Below are 13,175 nucleotides of genomic sequence, written 5' to 3' on the forward strand. Positions count from 1 at the left end.
ATGGCTACTGCAACGGCGATCGCTCGAGCAATCATCAACTTTCGGGATTTAGAGACCAAATTAGGTCTCGTTAAATCCACCAACCCTAACTTTTTTCCTGAGTGGCAATCGGAAACAGCACAGCTCAGCGATAGGGAAATAGAGGCATTAAACCGCTTATCCCAACGGTATTTACTCTACTTAGAAGAAAGTGAAGTGAGCGAGGGAACGCTAAACATTATCTTGCTATCCCCCTTACTAGACGCATTAGGCCTGTGTGACCCCCCCTATCGCATTCGCGGTGAAACATGGGTAGAAATCCAAACGGAAGTTGATAGTGAGGAGGGCAAAGTCAGCCTAGAGGGACGGATAGATGCGCTGACGATTCGGGACAACTTCTGGCTAGTCGTGATTGAAGGTAAACGAAGTGGCTTTAGTGTCTTACGGGCTGTGCCCCAAGCCCTTGCCTATATGTCTGCCTGTCCCGACCGCAATCTCCCTATTTTTGGCTTGGTGACGAATGGCTATGACTATCTTTTTGTGAAACTCATTGGCAATGAATTTGCGCTATCTCATAACTTTACTTTGCTTTCCGATAGCGATCGCAATCTCATCCGCGTCGCCCAGATACTCAAGCATTTAGTCCAGTACATCCCTGTTGCAAAGGACTTTAAGACACCAAAACCTTCAGATCAGATTAACTAACGCGCCCTGGAGGACTCGAACCCCCGACATCCGGTTTTGGAGACCGACGTTCTACCAACTGAACTAAGGACGCAAGGCTGTTTACAGAGGGCGATCGAACCGTGCTTTGATGCGCGAGGCCTTACCCACGAGGTTGCGCAGGTAGTAGAGTTTGGCACGGCGGACTTTACCCCGCTGGATTACTTTTATACTATCAATTCGTGGCGAATGTAGCAAAAAGACGCGCTCAACGCCCACTCCTTGGAAGACACGGCGCACGGTAATGGTGCGGTTAATGCCCGTGTTGCGCATAGCAATCACATCCCCTTCGTAGGGTTGGACGCGCTCTTTACCGCCTTCTTGAATTTTGACACCAACCCGAACGCGATCGCCCACATGAATCACGGGCAAGTCAGTCTTCATTTGCTCCGCTTCAATCGAGCGAATAATGTCTTGGGCGTTCATGACAGTTCCTTAACTCGCAATCTCTTAGCATACCCTAAGCATTTAGACTTGTCTAGGCCAGTTTTTCATTTCTTGCTTTGCACATCACCAAGGGTGTATCCCAAGCTCAGCAGCATCTGCCGCAGTAGGGGCAAGCTCAAGCCAATGACATTACTAGGAGTCCCGACAATTTTCTCGACAAAGGCACCACCTTGGCCATCGAGGGCAAAACAACCAGCACAGGCAAGGGGTTCACCAGAAGCGACGTAGGCAGCGATTTCGGCATCGCTAATATCGGCAAAAACAACTTGGGTGGACTCGACCTCAACACAGGTGCGCCCCTGTGCCAAGTCAATCAAGGCATGGCCTGTCAGCAATTCTCCCGTTTGACTGCGCATTTGTTGCCAGCGGGCGATCGCCACCTCCGGTGAGGCTGGTTTACCATAAATTTCTCCCCCTAGAACCAGCACAGAATCACAGCCCAAAATGAGGGCGGGGGGTGGGTAGGTTTGAGCCACTGTTTCTGCCTTACACCGTGCCAGTAATCGCACCAGTTCCGTGGGAGTAGTTGCCTGAATCACGGATTCATCAAAGTGACTGGGTTGAATAATGGGATCAATGCCAACCTGTCGCAGCAGTTGGCGGCGCGCCGGCGAGGCAGAGGCAAGAACAAAGGGCACCATAGGACTGCTTGCTCAGTAACCGATTCTTATGATCTCACATTGAAATTGTTAAACCTGCATGAGGTGTCCCATTGAGGGTTTATTATCTAGGTGTTGCGTCTGGAGCCAAACCAATGACCAGTGCGGCCTACACCTACACTCCCCCCGGCGGCCTACCCCAAGATGCCTCGTTACCCGATCACTTTTTGGCCTACAAAACCCTCCAGTCGCTGCCGGAAATTTGGCCTCTACTAGCGCAACGCCATGGGGAGGTGGTTGCTGTTGATGCGCCCTACGAAGAGCCGGCCACTCGCATTACCTACAGTGAACTCTATCAACGCATTCAACGCTTTGCTGCTGGCCTACAAGCGCTGGGTGTCGCTGCCGGCGATCGCGTGGCCTTATTTGCTGACAATAGTCCCCGCTGGCTGATTGCCGATCAAGGCAGTATGATGGCCGGTGCCATTAATGTGGTGCGCAGTGGTACCGCAGAGGCCCAAGAACTTCTCTACATTCTCCGTGATAGTGGGGCAACCCTGCTGCTGATTGAAAACTTGGCCACCTTGCGCAAACTTCAAGAGGGTTTAGCAGAGACAGGGGTGGAAACTGTTGTGCTCTTAAGTGCAGAATCCCCAGAACTTGAGCATTTTCCCCTGCGGCTCTTGAATTTTGGTCAAGTCTTTACGGAAGGACAATATGGCACAGTGCGGGCAGTCGCCATTACCCCCGATGACTTGGCAACGCTGATGTACACCTCCGGTACCACAGGTCAACCCAAGGGCGTGATGGTCACCCATGGGGGGCTACTGAGTCAAATTGTCAATCTCTGGGCAATTGTGCAACCGCAGGTGGGCGATCGCATTCTCAGTATCTTGCCCATTTGGCATGCCTACGAACGGGTGGCCGAATACTTTCTCTTTGCCTGTGGTTGTAGCCAAACCTATACTAACCTCCGTCACTTCAAGAATGACTTAAAACGGTGTAAGCCCCACTACCTGATTGCCGTACCTCGTATCTGGGAAGGCTTTTATGAAGGGGTGCAAAAGCAACTGCGCGATGCCCCGGCCACAAAGCGGCGTCTTGCCCAGTTTTTCCTCAGTGTTGGCCAGCAATATGTCCTGCAACGGCGACTGCTCACCGGCCTCAGCCTGACCAACCCCCATCCCAGCGGTTGGCAAAAATTGGTTGCCCGTCTGCAAACCTTTTTCCTCAAGCCTCTCTACGAACTGGGGGAGAAGCGTGTCTATCGCAAAATTCGTGAAGCCACGGGCGGTGAAATTAAACAGGTGATTAGTGGTGGCGGTGCCCTTGCCCCCCATTTGGACACATTCTATGAAGTCATCAACCTAGAAGTGCTAGTGGGCTATGGCCTCACAGAAACGGCTGTGGTACTGACCGCTCGCCGCTCTTGGGCAAATCTACGCGGCTCCGCCGGCCGTCCCATTCCCGATACCGCGATTAAGATTGTGGATCCCGAAACTAAAGCCCCCGTTGAGTTTGGCCAAAAAGGACTGGTGATGGCCAAAGGGCCACAAGTGATGCGCGGCTACTACAACAAACCGGAGGCCACTGCCAAGGTGCTGGATGCTGAGGGCTGGCTTGACACGGGTGACTTGGGCTACCTCACCCCCAATGGCGATTTGGTGCTGACGGGGCGGCAGAAGGACACGATTGTTCTCAGCAACGGCGAAAATATTGAACCGCAGCCCATTGAGGATGCCTGTGTCCGCAGCGCCTACATTGACCAGATTATGCTGGTGGGTCAAGATCAAAAAGCCTTGGGTGCCTTGATTGTGCCTAATTTGGAAGCGCTGGAGCAGTGGGTGGCTGCCAAGGGGTACCGGCTAGAGTTGCCGAACCGACCGGCACCAGCAGGCACGGGTGAACTGGTGACGCTGGAGAGCAAAGTGATTATTGATCTCTACCGCCAAGAACTGCTGCGGGAAGTGCAAAATCGCCCCGGCTATCGCCCAGATGATCGCATTGCCACATTTCGCTTTGTCCTCGAACCCTTTACGATAGAGAATGGTCTTTTGACCCAAACCCTAAAAATTCGTCGTCATGTCGTGAGCGATCGCTACCGCGATATGATTAACGCCATGTTTGAGTAATCTCCATGACAGACCCTATGGATACTAAACTGCTCCTGCGGCGCCAGATTATGGTGAAAGCAATCGTCACTCCCGAGTGGAAAGACGATGCCCAAAGGCAGCTTCAGACACAACTAAATCAAGTGGATAGCCAAATTCAGCAGTTGGATTTTCAATTGCAGCAGGTGATTGAGGAACTGCGCAAAAGCACTGAAGTGCCAGACGTAATCAATGCCCGCATTCAAGAGGTTCAAGGGCAAGCCAACAATCAAAAGGCGCAACTGTTGCAGCAAAAAAATCTGATTCTGCAGCAACTCGATCAGGTACAGCGCCTCCAAATGGGTCAGGAAGTCGATCAAGGGCAGGTGGATAACTTCTTCTATGTCACTAAAGGAGACAACTTGATCCAAAAAATGCAGGTGGAGATTCTCCTGCGCAATGGCGTCATCGAAGAAATTCGCGGCACGCTCTAACTTTTACCTTTCATTTTTAGTGAATTTGACTCCCTCTCGATTGCCAACCAAGGATAGCAGCCTCTATGATTCGTGAACTGTTCATGCCCGCCCTCAGCTCCACCATGACCGAAGGCAAAATTGTCTCTTGGGTGAAATCTCCCGGCGATAAGGTGGCCAAAGGGGAAACCGTGCTGATTGTAGAATCCGACAAGGCCGATATGGATGTGGAGTCCTTCTACGACGGCTATTTGGCAGTGATTACCGTGCCTGCTGGCGAAGTGGCACCCGTCGGTTCCACCATTGGCCTTGTGGCAGAAACAGAAGCAGAAATTGCGGAAGCAGAGGCAAAGGCCAAGTCCCTTGGTAGCGGCACGAGTGCTGCGACTCCGACGACGACAACCGCGGCGGCCACCACGAATGGCTCCGCAACGGCTCCTGTGGCAGTGGCTTCTCCCCCCAGTGCTGTCGCTGCAACTACTGGGCGAGTGATTGCTTCCCCCCGTGCCCGCAAATTGGCCAAGGAACACAAAATTGATTTGCAGACGCTCAAGGGAACGGGCCCCAATGGTCGGATTACCGCCGCTGATGTGGAAGCCTTGATTGGTGCGCCTGCAACTCCCGTTACACCAGTAGCGACACCCCCTGTCCCCACAGCCCCCCCTGCGACTGCCCCGGTCGTCGCCAAAGAGGATCTGGTGCCCCTGACAACGCTACAAAATGCCGTTGTGCGGAATATGGTGGCCAGCCTTGGCATTCCCGACTTCCATGTGGCCTACACGATTACAACGGATGCGTTGGATCGGCTGTACCAGCAAATCAAGTCAAAAGGGGTGACAATGACGGCGCTCCTTGCCAAGGCGATCGCCCTGACGCTGCAAAAACACCCGATCATGAATGCCTATTACACAGAGCAAGGGATTCAATACCGCCGCGACATTAACATTGCTGTGGCTGTGGCGATGCCGGGGGGTGGGCTGATTACACCGGTGTTGAAGAACGCTGATCAAATTGACATCTACAGCCTCTCGCGCACTTGGAAAGACTTGGTGGAGCGGGCGCGCGCCAAGCAACTGCAACCTGAGGAGTACAGCACAGGTACCTTTAGTCTCTCCAATTTAGGCATGTTCGGGGTTGACTTCTTCGACGCCATTCTCACCCCCGGTCAAGGAGCCATTATGGCGGTGGGGGCGTCGCGTCCAACGGTGGTTGCCACCGAGGATGGCCTGCTGGGGGTGAAACGGCAGATGAAGGTGAATATCACCTGTGATCACCGTGTGATCTATGGTGCCGATGCTGCCGCTTTCCTGCAGGATTTGGCGAAACTGATTGAAACCAATCCCCAAGCCCTGACGCTCTAAACTGTGACTGCCCTGCTGGAAATCAGGGATCTCCATTTTGGCTATGGGGCAACCCCCTCACTACTCCAAGGGATTGATCTCACGGTGCAGGGGAGCGATCGCCTAGGCATCATGGGGGACAATGGTTCTGGCAAAACCACACTTCTGCTGCTCTGTGCGGCTGTTCTTGCGCCACAGCGGGGAACGATCACCTGCTTGGGACAGTCAGTGGTGGCTGGACAGTTTCAACCGGCGGTGGGGGTCGTGCTGCAACATCCAGCGGATCAGTTAATTGGGGCTACCGTGGCCGAGGATGTCGCCTTTGGCCCTGAAAACTTGGGCTGTCCGACCGCAGAAGTGCAGCAGCGAGTTGACCAAGCCTTGGTCAAGACAGGAACCAGTCACTTGGCCAATCGCATGCCCCATCAACTGTCGGGCGGCGAACAACGCATGGTGGCGATCGCGGGCATTTTAGCCATGCAGCCCCAGTTGATTCTCTATGATGAACCCACGGCCTTTTTGGATCAGCGAAGTTGTGGCACGTTGATCGAGTTTTTGCAGGCGGATACCACCCCCGGTCTCATCGTCAGTCATGACCCTGCATTTTTACGCAGAGTCTGTACTCAGATTTTTCTCCTAGAGTCAGGACATCTCCGTCCACTGGCGTTGTAACCTATGCTGCATCGTCGCGTTTGGCTGTTATTTTTTCTCTTCTGTTGGAGTTTGTGTTGGACGATTTGGCCAGTACAGGCAAAAAACTCAACGCTGATTCGCGGCGTCTGGCTGACAACCAATGATTTACCGATCCTGCGCGATCGCCCGCGGTTGGAGGCAACCCTCAATGATTTACAGCGGTTGAACTTCAACACTCTCTATCCCGTTGTTTGGAACTCTGGCTATGTCAGTTTCCCCAGTGCCACGGCCAAGAATCTGGGCATCCAACCCTTTGTCCTGCGGGGAATCCAAGACTACGACATTCTCGGAGAACTCACCCAGCAGGCGCACTGCCGTAATCTCTTGGTCATTCCTTGGTTTGAATTTGGCTTCATGGTGCCAGAAACCTCAGAACTCGCCCTTGGCCATCCAGACTGGCTTACCCAAGGGGTCAATGGTCAAACCACTCGCTTAACGGCGGCCGGGGAAGTGGCGTGGCTCAATCCCTTTCATCCGCAGGTACAAGCCTTTCTCACTAGTATTGTCCTTGAGGTGCTGCGGCAGTATCCAGTGGATGGTGTACAGTTTGATGACCACCTCAGCCTGCCCGTGGAGTTTGGCTATGATGACTACACCCGTGCCCTCTATCAGCAGGAAACCCAAAACCCCGTTCCCGATAATCCCCGTGATCCCGACTGGATGCGCTGGCGTGCCGACAAACTCACCGCCTTTGTGCAAACGTTGCGGCAGCAGGTCAAACAAGAATTTCCCAATGCCATTTTTTCCGTCTCACCGACCACATTGCCCACCGCCTACCAGACATTTCTCCAAGATTGGCCGCAGTGGGTCGCCCTCGGACTCCTCGATGAAGTGATTGTACAAGTCTATCGCTACAATCTTGCCAGCTTTGTACAGCAGTTGACTCAGCCGGAGATGCTCCACGCCCAAGCCAAAATTCCCACCGCCGTTGGTGTCCTTACAGGGCTACGTACCAACCCTGTGCCCATCGAACTGGTGGATGCTAAGGTAGAAGCCGCGCTGCGATCAGGGTTAGGGGTGTCCTTTTTCTCCTTTGAGACGTTATGGGGGCGTGGTCCTGAACCGCGCGATCGCCGCCAAAATACACTTCGCTTCCATTTTCGCCAGCCCCTGCCAAGGCGATTGTTTGCTCAAGCCTGTCCAACTCCCTAGAGCTTACTGCCGCACTCTGGACAAAAGCGATGGGTCGAAATTGTCTTTGCCCCACAGTTGGCGCAGTAGATCAATTCGGCAGCCTTTTCCAGCACCTTCCGTTCCGGCAGCCCCAGCATTTGGGAGTTGGCCTTGCCGGGGGCCACCATCGGGTAGCAATTTTCATCGCGGGTGACATGGGCATCCAGTAGCACGGGGCCATCGTAGGCCAAAACCTCTTGGACAATTGCATCCAAATCGTGGCGATCGCTCACCCGCAACCCCTTAACCCCGTAGGCCTCCGCCAATTTCACAAAATCGGGCATCCCCTTGGCCATATTGGAATGGGAATAACGCTCCTCGTAAAAGGCTTGCTGCCACTGGCGCACCATTCCCTGCCAAAAATTGTTAATAATCACCGTCTTGACAGCAATACCGTACTGAGCCAATGTGGCCAACTCTTGGGAATTCATTTGAAAACTGGCATCGCCACTAATACAGATCACCTGTTGATCGGGTAGTGCCACCTTCACCCCCATTGCTGCGGGCATGCCAAAGCCCATCGTGCCCAAGCCAGCACTGGAGATCCAACGCCGAGGGCCATTTTTCAGGAATTGCGCTGCCCACATCTGGTGCTGACCCACATCAGTCGTGTAGTAGGCATCAGGCGCATGGCGGCCAAAGGCAACAATCACCTCTTGGGGTGAGAGTTCACCACTGGGCTGCGGCACGACAAGGGGATAGTCCTCTTTCCAGACCTTGATGCGCTCGAGCCACGCTTGGGTGACGGGTTCAATGGCTTCACCACTGTCTTCAATGTGCTTGAGGAGTTGCTGCAGCACCGGTTTAACGCTGCCAACAATCGGCACATCCGGCACGCGGTTTTTGCCCACCTCGGCAGGATCAATGTCAATGTGAATCACCTTAGCGCGGGAGGCAAATTCATCCAGCTTACCGGTGACGCGATCGTCAAACCGCGCCCCCACGGCAATTAATAGATCACACTCACTGACGGCAAAGTTGGCATAGGCGGTGCCATGCATCCCCAACATACCCACGGAGAGGGGATGGGACTCAGGAAATGCCCCCTTGCCCATCAGGGTTGTTGTCACCGGAATCTGGAATAGCTCGGCTAACCTGAGCACCTCCTCGTGAGCACCCGCTGTAATTGCACCGCCGCCCACATAGAGCAAGGGTCGCTTGGCCTCACGAATCAGTTGAACCGCTTGGGCAATTTGGCGGACATTGCCGCGAATCGTGGGACGATAGCCCCTTAGCTTGACTTGCCCCGGCTCGATCGGTTCATACTCACAGACTTCTAGGCCGACATCCTTGGGAATATCCACAAGCACAGGCCCTGGCCGACCGGTGGTGGCAATGTAAATGGCTTCAGCAACAATCCGTGCCATGTCCTTGGCTTCGCGCACGACGTAGGAGTGCTTGACAATCGGCAACGTAATGCCAAAGATATCCGTTTCCTGAAAGGCATCGGTACCAATGGCGGAGCGAGGCACCTGACCGGTAATCACCAGCAGCGGAATGGAATCCATGTGGGCTGTGGCAATGCCTGTCACTAAGTTCGTCGCCCCCGGCCCTGAAGTACCAAAACACACCCCCACTTGACCTGTGGCACGAGCGTAGCCGTCAGCGGCATGGGCTGCCCCCTGTTCGTGGCGTACCAGAATGTGCTGAATGATTCCCTTTGACTCAGCACGGTACAGTTCATCATAAATCGGTAAGATTGCGCCACCAGGATAGCCAAAAATATGCTTAACGCCGTGACGGCATAGGGTATCAATAAGAATGTATGCTCCAGTTGCTTGCACAGGCCAACCTCGTCAGGCAGTGGTGGTAGATGTTTCTAAATTCTAATTTTTCAATTAGGGTCTCGGCAAGAGCGCAAAGGCTTGAAAGCATTGAATTCTTGGCCTTAAACTCCTCGATGCTTAACATATCTTTGCAATTAGTAGCTGCCTCTCCTTGCTGAAAGAACGCTGTTGATTTAGTTAGGTAAAATGCGCATTAAGGTTTGGCCATACTCAATTGGTTCAGCATTTTGCACCAAAATTTCCACCACTTGGCCATTAACTTCGGCTTCAATTTCATTCATCAGCTTCATGGCTTCAATGATGCAAACCACTTGGCCTTTTTTGACTGTATCGCCCACTTCGACAAAAGGGGGTTCATCGGGAGCAGGGGCACGATAAAAGGTACCTACCATTGGCGCCACAATATCCACGGTTTTACGGTTGGCGGGAGGTGGCGTTGGTTCCGGATCGGGGGTAACAGCTGGAGGGGGCACAGGGGTGGGCGTGACGGTTGATGCAGGAGCTGGAGCCACAACCACGGGGGCGCTGCCACTGATCTGCTCACGCTTGCGGAGTTGAAGTTCCAGTTCGCCACTCTTAAGGTTGAGTTCGGTGACGCTGGTTTGGTCAAACATTAGTAGCAGTTCGCGTACTTGGTTGAGGTCAAGCTCCACACCCATTACTCCTATTCGCGGCCAAGATACGTATCTGAGCGAGTATCAATGCGAATCCGCTCGCCGACAGAGATAAATAACGGTACCATGACTTGGGCACCGGTTTCGACAATGGCGGGTTTCGATCCACCAGTGGCAGTATCCCCTTTAACCCCCGGATCGGTTTGCACCACTTCTAAAACAACGGAGTTGGGTAGCTCCACCTCAAGGACTTGCTCACCCCATTTGACAATATTGACTTCCATTCCTTCTTTGAGATACTTGGCGCGATCGCCCATTTGTGCGGGCGTGAGGCGAGCCTCTTCATAGCTTTCCATGTCCATAAAGACATAGTCTTCGCCATCTTTGTAGGTATGCTGCATGGTGCGTTTTTCAAGGGTGGCTTGGGGAACGGTCTCGCCGGCGCGGAAGGTGCGCTCAATCACGTTGCCCGTTTGCACATTCTTCAATTTTGTGCGCACAAAGGCTGAGCCTTTACCGGGTTTGACGTGCAAAAATTCGACGACTCGCCAGACGGCACCATCCAGCTCAATACTTACACCGGGGCGAAAATCATTACTGGAAATCATGTCCTACCGTGCAGTTCACCAAGCTATTATTGTATCCTTGAGCGTTGCCCTTCCTAAACATTGTTCAGCAGATTTCCCTAGAGTCAGATCCATTGCCATCCCTTGCAATTCCCAAAGGGCGATCGCCCATGGGGATGATAAACTGAAGCTGTTAATCTCATTCATGATCCAAGGACACTAACAATGGCTGCAACCCTTGAACTCAGTCAAGAAAACGTCGAAAAAGTCCTTGATGAGCTCCGTCCTTACCTGATGGCCGATGGCGGTAATGTGGAATTGGTGGAAATCGAAGGGCCGGTGGTACGGCTGCGCTTACAGGGTGCCTGTGGTGCTTGTCCCAGTTCGACGATGACACTGCGCATGGGTATTGAGCGCAAGTTAAAAGAAGCGATTCCAGAGATTGCTGAAGTCCAACAGGTGCTTTAATCTCGCTGGCTGCTGGGGAGAGATAGAACGTGGCGATCGCGATCCAGTTAACGCCAGATCAGATTGATCGTCTCGATTTATCTCCCCTGCAACAAGTCCTTGCTCCTCTGATTGCAGAGCGGCGGCTTTTAGAGCATCACCAAGCGCTGCGTTTTCTTATTGATTATCCTCGGCCAGCGGATGAACCTGATCTAGAGCTTTCGGAATTGCCAGCTGTGCGCCTGTGGTTCATTCGTGCTGATGTCTGCTACCCATGGTTGCCCTATTTACTGGATTGGTCAGCAGGTGAGTTGGTGCGCTATGGGGCAATGCTGGTGCCCCACGAATTTCATCCGCAGCAGGGTATTATCTTCAACCCCCAAGCCCTTGATATTTTTGTGATGGCCAAGGTCTTTACCCTTTGGCAATGGCTTCAGGGACAGGGCTATCCTGCTGCTGAAAAAATTAAAGGCATGGCAGCGATGTTTGGCTATGAGCTAGATACGGCTCTTTTTGACCTCCTTGAGTTTTGAAGGCTCCCTAGCGCTATGGCGGTCATCGCACTGGGGATTGATTTTGGTACCTCGGGAGCGCGGGCGATCGCCATCGATCCTGAAGGCAAGATTCTCGCCACTGCCCGTCGTCCGTTGCACCAGCCCGATCGCCCCCAAGAATGGGCGGCAACTCTGCGGGCGTTGATTTTAGATATTCCAAGCGCTATCCGTCAGCAAATTCAGCGGATTGCTATTGATGCCACCTCTAGCACCGTTTTCCTCTGTGATGCTCAGGGGCAGCCCTGCTCACCCGTTCTCCTCTACAACGACGATCGCGCCCAAGATCAGGTTCAAACGCTGCGGCAGATTTTAACCACGGATCACCTAGTCCTGAGTGCCACCAGTAGTCTCGTTAAGCTGTTGTGGCTCCAGACCCACTACCCCACGGTCAACGCTGTTTTGGTACACCAAGCGGATTGGCTGGCCTTTTTGCTCCATGGTCAACTGGGCATTTCCGACTGGCACAATGCCCTGAAGTTGGGCTATGACCCGGCAAAGGAAGCTTACCCCGACTGGTTCAGCCACCCCACGCTTGCGTCCTTGCAGCCCCTGCTCCCTAAGGTCATTCCCCCCGGTACAGTTCTGGGAAAGGTCACAGCCACCGATTTAGGCTTGTCTTTAGAGTGTGAGGTGTGTGCCGGTACCACCGATAGCATTGCCGCCTTTTTAGCGAGTGGTGCCTCGGAGGTGGGTGAGGCGGTGACATCTTTGGGGTCAACCCTTGTGCTCAAGCTCTTGAGTGCCTCTAGGGTAGAGGATTTGGCAGCAGGTATCTACAGTCATCGCTTGGGCGATCGCAGCTCGCGCGCCGTAGGCGATCGCTGGCTAGTCGGGGGTGCCTCCAACTGTGGCGCCGCAATTTTAGCCCAGTTTTTTACCCCAGCGGAACTAGAGCGCCTCAGCGCCCAAATAGATGTCAATCAACCCACGGGGTTGGACTACTATCCTCTGCTCAAGCGGGGTGAGCGCTTTCCCATCAACGATCCGCATCTTGAACCGCGCCTAGAACCCCGACCCGACGACCCTCGCCTCTTTTTGCAGGGACTTCTCGAAAGTCTCAGCCGCATTGAAGCCCAAGGCTATCAACAATTACAACGTCTGGGTGCCTCGCCCTTGAAACGGGTCTGGACGGCTGGGGGCGGTGCCCGTAATCCCGCATGGTTAGCCCTCCGCCAGCAATACCTAGGGGTTCCCGTGGCCGTTTCACCTCAAACAGAGGCCGCCTATGGAACAGCTCGTCTCGCTCAATCATAAAGTTATGTTTGTTTTTTGATAAATTACAACCCTTTTCTTAATTATTTGATAAAGATTGGATACATATAGCCATTTCGAAAGGAGATGAGATATTTTCAAGAAGGATAGGTTATACTCAAAGCGTCATGAATGTTACTCAAGAATATGAGCTATAGCTTGGACTGACGAGAGCGGGTTGTCTCCTACATCCAGTAAGGTGGCAAAATTAGTGAAGCGACTCAAAGCATCCCGATGACCGTTTAATCGACCGTGCCCAGCGATTTGGCGTCTAAGTTTCCACCATTAGTTACGCCCTCGCCCAGATGGGTATCACCCGAAAAAAAACAGATGCGTTACCAAGAACGGTGTGAAGAAGAGCGGCAAGCGTATCAACAACAGCTCGACACATGGGTAGAGAGCCATGGGGAGGAAACGGTAGTCTATATCGATGAGACGG

The 13,175-nt window shown here is 53.2% G+C and carries 14 protein-coding genes and 1 tRNA gene; 9 read left to right on the top strand and 6 right to left on the bottom strand.

Annotation, left to right across the window (positions count from 1 at the left end):
• On the top strand, positions 1 to 684 hold the full coding sequence (locus tag RHK62_RS03010) for a type I restriction endonuclease subunit R (RefSeq protein ID WP_206201007.1): 684 nt from the start codon (positions 1 to 3) through the stop codon (positions 682 to 684).
• On the opposite strand, the gene RHK62_RS03015 is transcribed toward RHK62_RS03010, so the two are convergent.
• From RHK62_RS03015 to RHK62_RS03025, 3 genes are all read right to left on the bottom strand, one after another.
• Positions 685 to 757 (bottom strand) — tRNA-Trp (locus RHK62_RS03015).
• An 8-nt stretch (positions 758 to 765) separates the two neighbouring features.
• On the bottom strand, positions 766 to 1,128 hold the full coding sequence (gene rplS / locus RHK62_RS03020; RefSeq protein WP_302677316.1) for a 50S ribosomal protein L19: 363 nt from the start codon (positions 1,126 to 1,128) through the stop codon (positions 766 to 768).
• Between the two features lie 65 nt (positions 1,129 to 1,193).
• Entirely contained in the window at positions 1,194 to 1,790 is a 597-nt protein-coding gene (locus tag RHK62_RS03025) for a nucleoside triphosphate pyrophosphatase (protein ID WP_302677317.1), read from the bottom strand.
• 113 nt (positions 1,791 to 1,903) lie between these two features.
• On the opposite strand from RHK62_RS03025, the gene RHK62_RS03030 reads away from it, so the two are divergent.
• The 5 genes from RHK62_RS03030 to RHK62_RS03050 all read left to right on the top strand — a co-directional run bounded on the left by RHK62_RS03030 (position 1,904) and on the right by RHK62_RS03050 (position 7,496).
• The gene (locus RHK62_RS03030; protein ID WP_302678812.1) at positions 1,904 to 3,880 is read left to right on the top strand and encodes a long-chain fatty acid--CoA ligase; all 1,977 of its coding nucleotides are present in this window, start codon (positions 1,904 to 1,906) and stop codon (positions 3,878 to 3,880) included.
• Between the two features lie 5 nt (positions 3,881 to 3,885).
• Positions 3,886 to 4,332 carry a YlqD family protein gene (locus RHK62_RS03035; protein WP_399375773.1) on the top strand — a complete coding sequence of 149 codons (447 nt, stop codon included), beginning with the start codon at positions 3,886 to 3,888 and terminating at the stop codon, positions 4,330 to 4,332.
• A gap of 65 nt (positions 4,333 to 4,397) precedes the next feature.
• The gene (locus tag RHK62_RS03040; RefSeq protein WP_206201011.1) at positions 4,398 to 5,672 is read left to right on the top strand and encodes a dihydrolipoamide acetyltransferase family protein; all 1,275 of its coding nucleotides are present in this window, start codon (positions 4,398 to 4,400) and stop codon (positions 5,670 to 5,672) included.
• Between the two features lie 3 nt (positions 5,673 to 5,675).
• Entirely contained in the window at positions 5,676 to 6,323 is a 648-nt protein-coding gene (locus RHK62_RS03045; protein ID WP_302677321.1) for an energy-coupling factor ABC transporter ATP-binding protein, read from the top strand.
• Between the two features lie 3 nt (positions 6,324 to 6,326).
• A complete protein-coding gene (locus RHK62_RS03050) occupies positions 6,327 to 7,496 on the top strand; it encodes a glycoside hydrolase family 10 protein (protein WP_302677322.1) in 1,170 nt (389 codons plus the stop codon).
• On the opposite strand, the gene ilvB is transcribed toward RHK62_RS03050, so the two are convergent.
• The 3 genes from ilvB to efp all read right to left on the bottom strand — a co-directional run bounded on the left by ilvB (position 7,493) and on the right by efp (position 10,526).
• Entirely contained in the window at positions 7,493 to 9,301 is a 1,809-nt protein-coding gene (gene ilvB / locus RHK62_RS03055) for a biosynthetic-type acetolactate synthase large subunit (protein WP_302677323.1), read from the bottom strand. The genes RHK62_RS03050 and ilvB overlap by 4 nt on opposite strands.
• Before the next feature lie 176 nt (positions 9,302 to 9,477).
• On the bottom strand, positions 9,478 to 9,957 hold the full coding sequence (gene accB, locus RHK62_RS03060) for an acetyl-CoA carboxylase biotin carboxyl carrier protein (RefSeq protein WP_206201594.1): 480 nt from the start codon (positions 9,955 to 9,957) through the stop codon (positions 9,478 to 9,480).
• Positions 9,958 to 9,968: 11 nt separating this feature from the next.
• Positions 9,969 to 10,526, bottom strand: coding sequence for an elongation factor P (gene efp / locus RHK62_RS03065; RefSeq protein WP_149820380.1), 558 nt, complete (start codon positions 10,524 to 10,526; stop codon positions 9,969 to 9,971).
• 183 nt (positions 10,527 to 10,709) lie between these two features.
• Here efp and RHK62_RS03070 point away from each other — a divergent pair, with 183 nt between their 5' ends.
• From RHK62_RS03070 to RHK62_RS03080, 3 genes are read left to right on the top strand one after another with little or no spacing between them, the layout of a single operon-like run.
• Complete coding sequence (locus RHK62_RS03070) at positions 10,710 to 10,952, top strand: NifU family protein (RefSeq protein WP_206201015.1); 243 nt, start codon at positions 10,710 to 10,712, stop codon at positions 10,950 to 10,952.
• Between the two features lie 29 nt (positions 10,953 to 10,981).
• On the top strand, positions 10,982 to 11,464 hold the full coding sequence (locus RHK62_RS03075; protein ID WP_206201016.1) for a CRR6 family NdhI maturation factor: 483 nt from the start codon (positions 10,982 to 10,984) through the stop codon (positions 11,462 to 11,464).
• A 15-nt stretch (positions 11,465 to 11,479) separates the two neighbouring features.
• The gene (locus RHK62_RS03080) at positions 11,480 to 12,739 is read left to right on the top strand and encodes an FGGY-family carbohydrate kinase (protein WP_310453254.1); all 1,260 of its coding nucleotides are present in this window, start codon (positions 11,480 to 11,482) and stop codon (positions 12,737 to 12,739) included.
• Positions 12,740 to 13,175 lie beyond the last annotated feature (436 nt).

The sequence above is a fragment of the Thermosynechococcus sp. HY213 genome (genome assembly GCF_031460975.1).
In the GTDB taxonomy this organism is placed as follows: Bacteria; Cyanobacteriota; Cyanobacteriia; order Thermosynechococcales; family Thermosynechococcaceae; genus Thermosynechococcus.

What these genes read in the sequence shown, in the direction of transcription:
- RHK62_RS03010 (WP_206201007.1), top strand. Translation starts at nt 1, where the DNA reads ATGGCTACTGCAACGGCGATCGCTCGAGCAATCATCAACTTTCGGGAT.
- RHK62_RS03035 (WP_399375773.1), top strand. Translation starts at nt 3,886, where the DNA reads ATGACAGACCCTATGGATACTAAACTGCTCCTGCGGCGCCAGATTATG.
- RHK62_RS03025 (WP_302677317.1), bottom strand. Translation starts at nt 1,790, where the DNA reads ATGGTGCCCTTTGTTCTTGCCTCTGCCTCGCCGGCGCGCCGCCAACTG.
- RHK62_RS03030 (WP_302678812.1), top strand. Translation starts at nt 1,904, where the DNA reads ATGACCAGTGCGGCCTACACCTACACTCCCCCCGGCGGCCTACCCCAA.
- RHK62_RS03040 (WP_206201011.1), top strand. Translation starts at nt 4,398, where the DNA reads ATGATTCGTGAACTGTTCATGCCCGCCCTCAGCTCCACCATGACCGAA.
- efp (WP_149820380.1), bottom strand. Translation starts at nt 10,526, where the DNA reads ATGATTTCCAGTAATGATTTTCGCCCCGGTGTAAGTATTGAGCTGGAT.
- RHK62_RS03070 (WP_206201015.1), top strand. Translation starts at nt 10,710, where the DNA reads ATGGCTGCAACCCTTGAACTCAGTCAAGAAAACGTCGAAAAAGTCCTT.
- RHK62_RS03080 (WP_310453254.1), top strand. Translation starts at nt 11,480, where the DNA reads ATGGCGGTCATCGCACTGGGGATTGATTTTGGTACCTCGGGAGCGCGG.
- RHK62_RS03050 (WP_302677322.1), top strand. Translation starts at nt 6,327, where the DNA reads ATGCTGCATCGTCGCGTTTGGCTGTTATTTTTTCTCTTCTGTTGGAGT.
- rplS (WP_302677316.1), bottom strand. Translation starts at nt 1,128, where the DNA reads ATGAACGCCCAAGACATTATTCGCTCGATTGAAGCGGAGCAAATGAAG.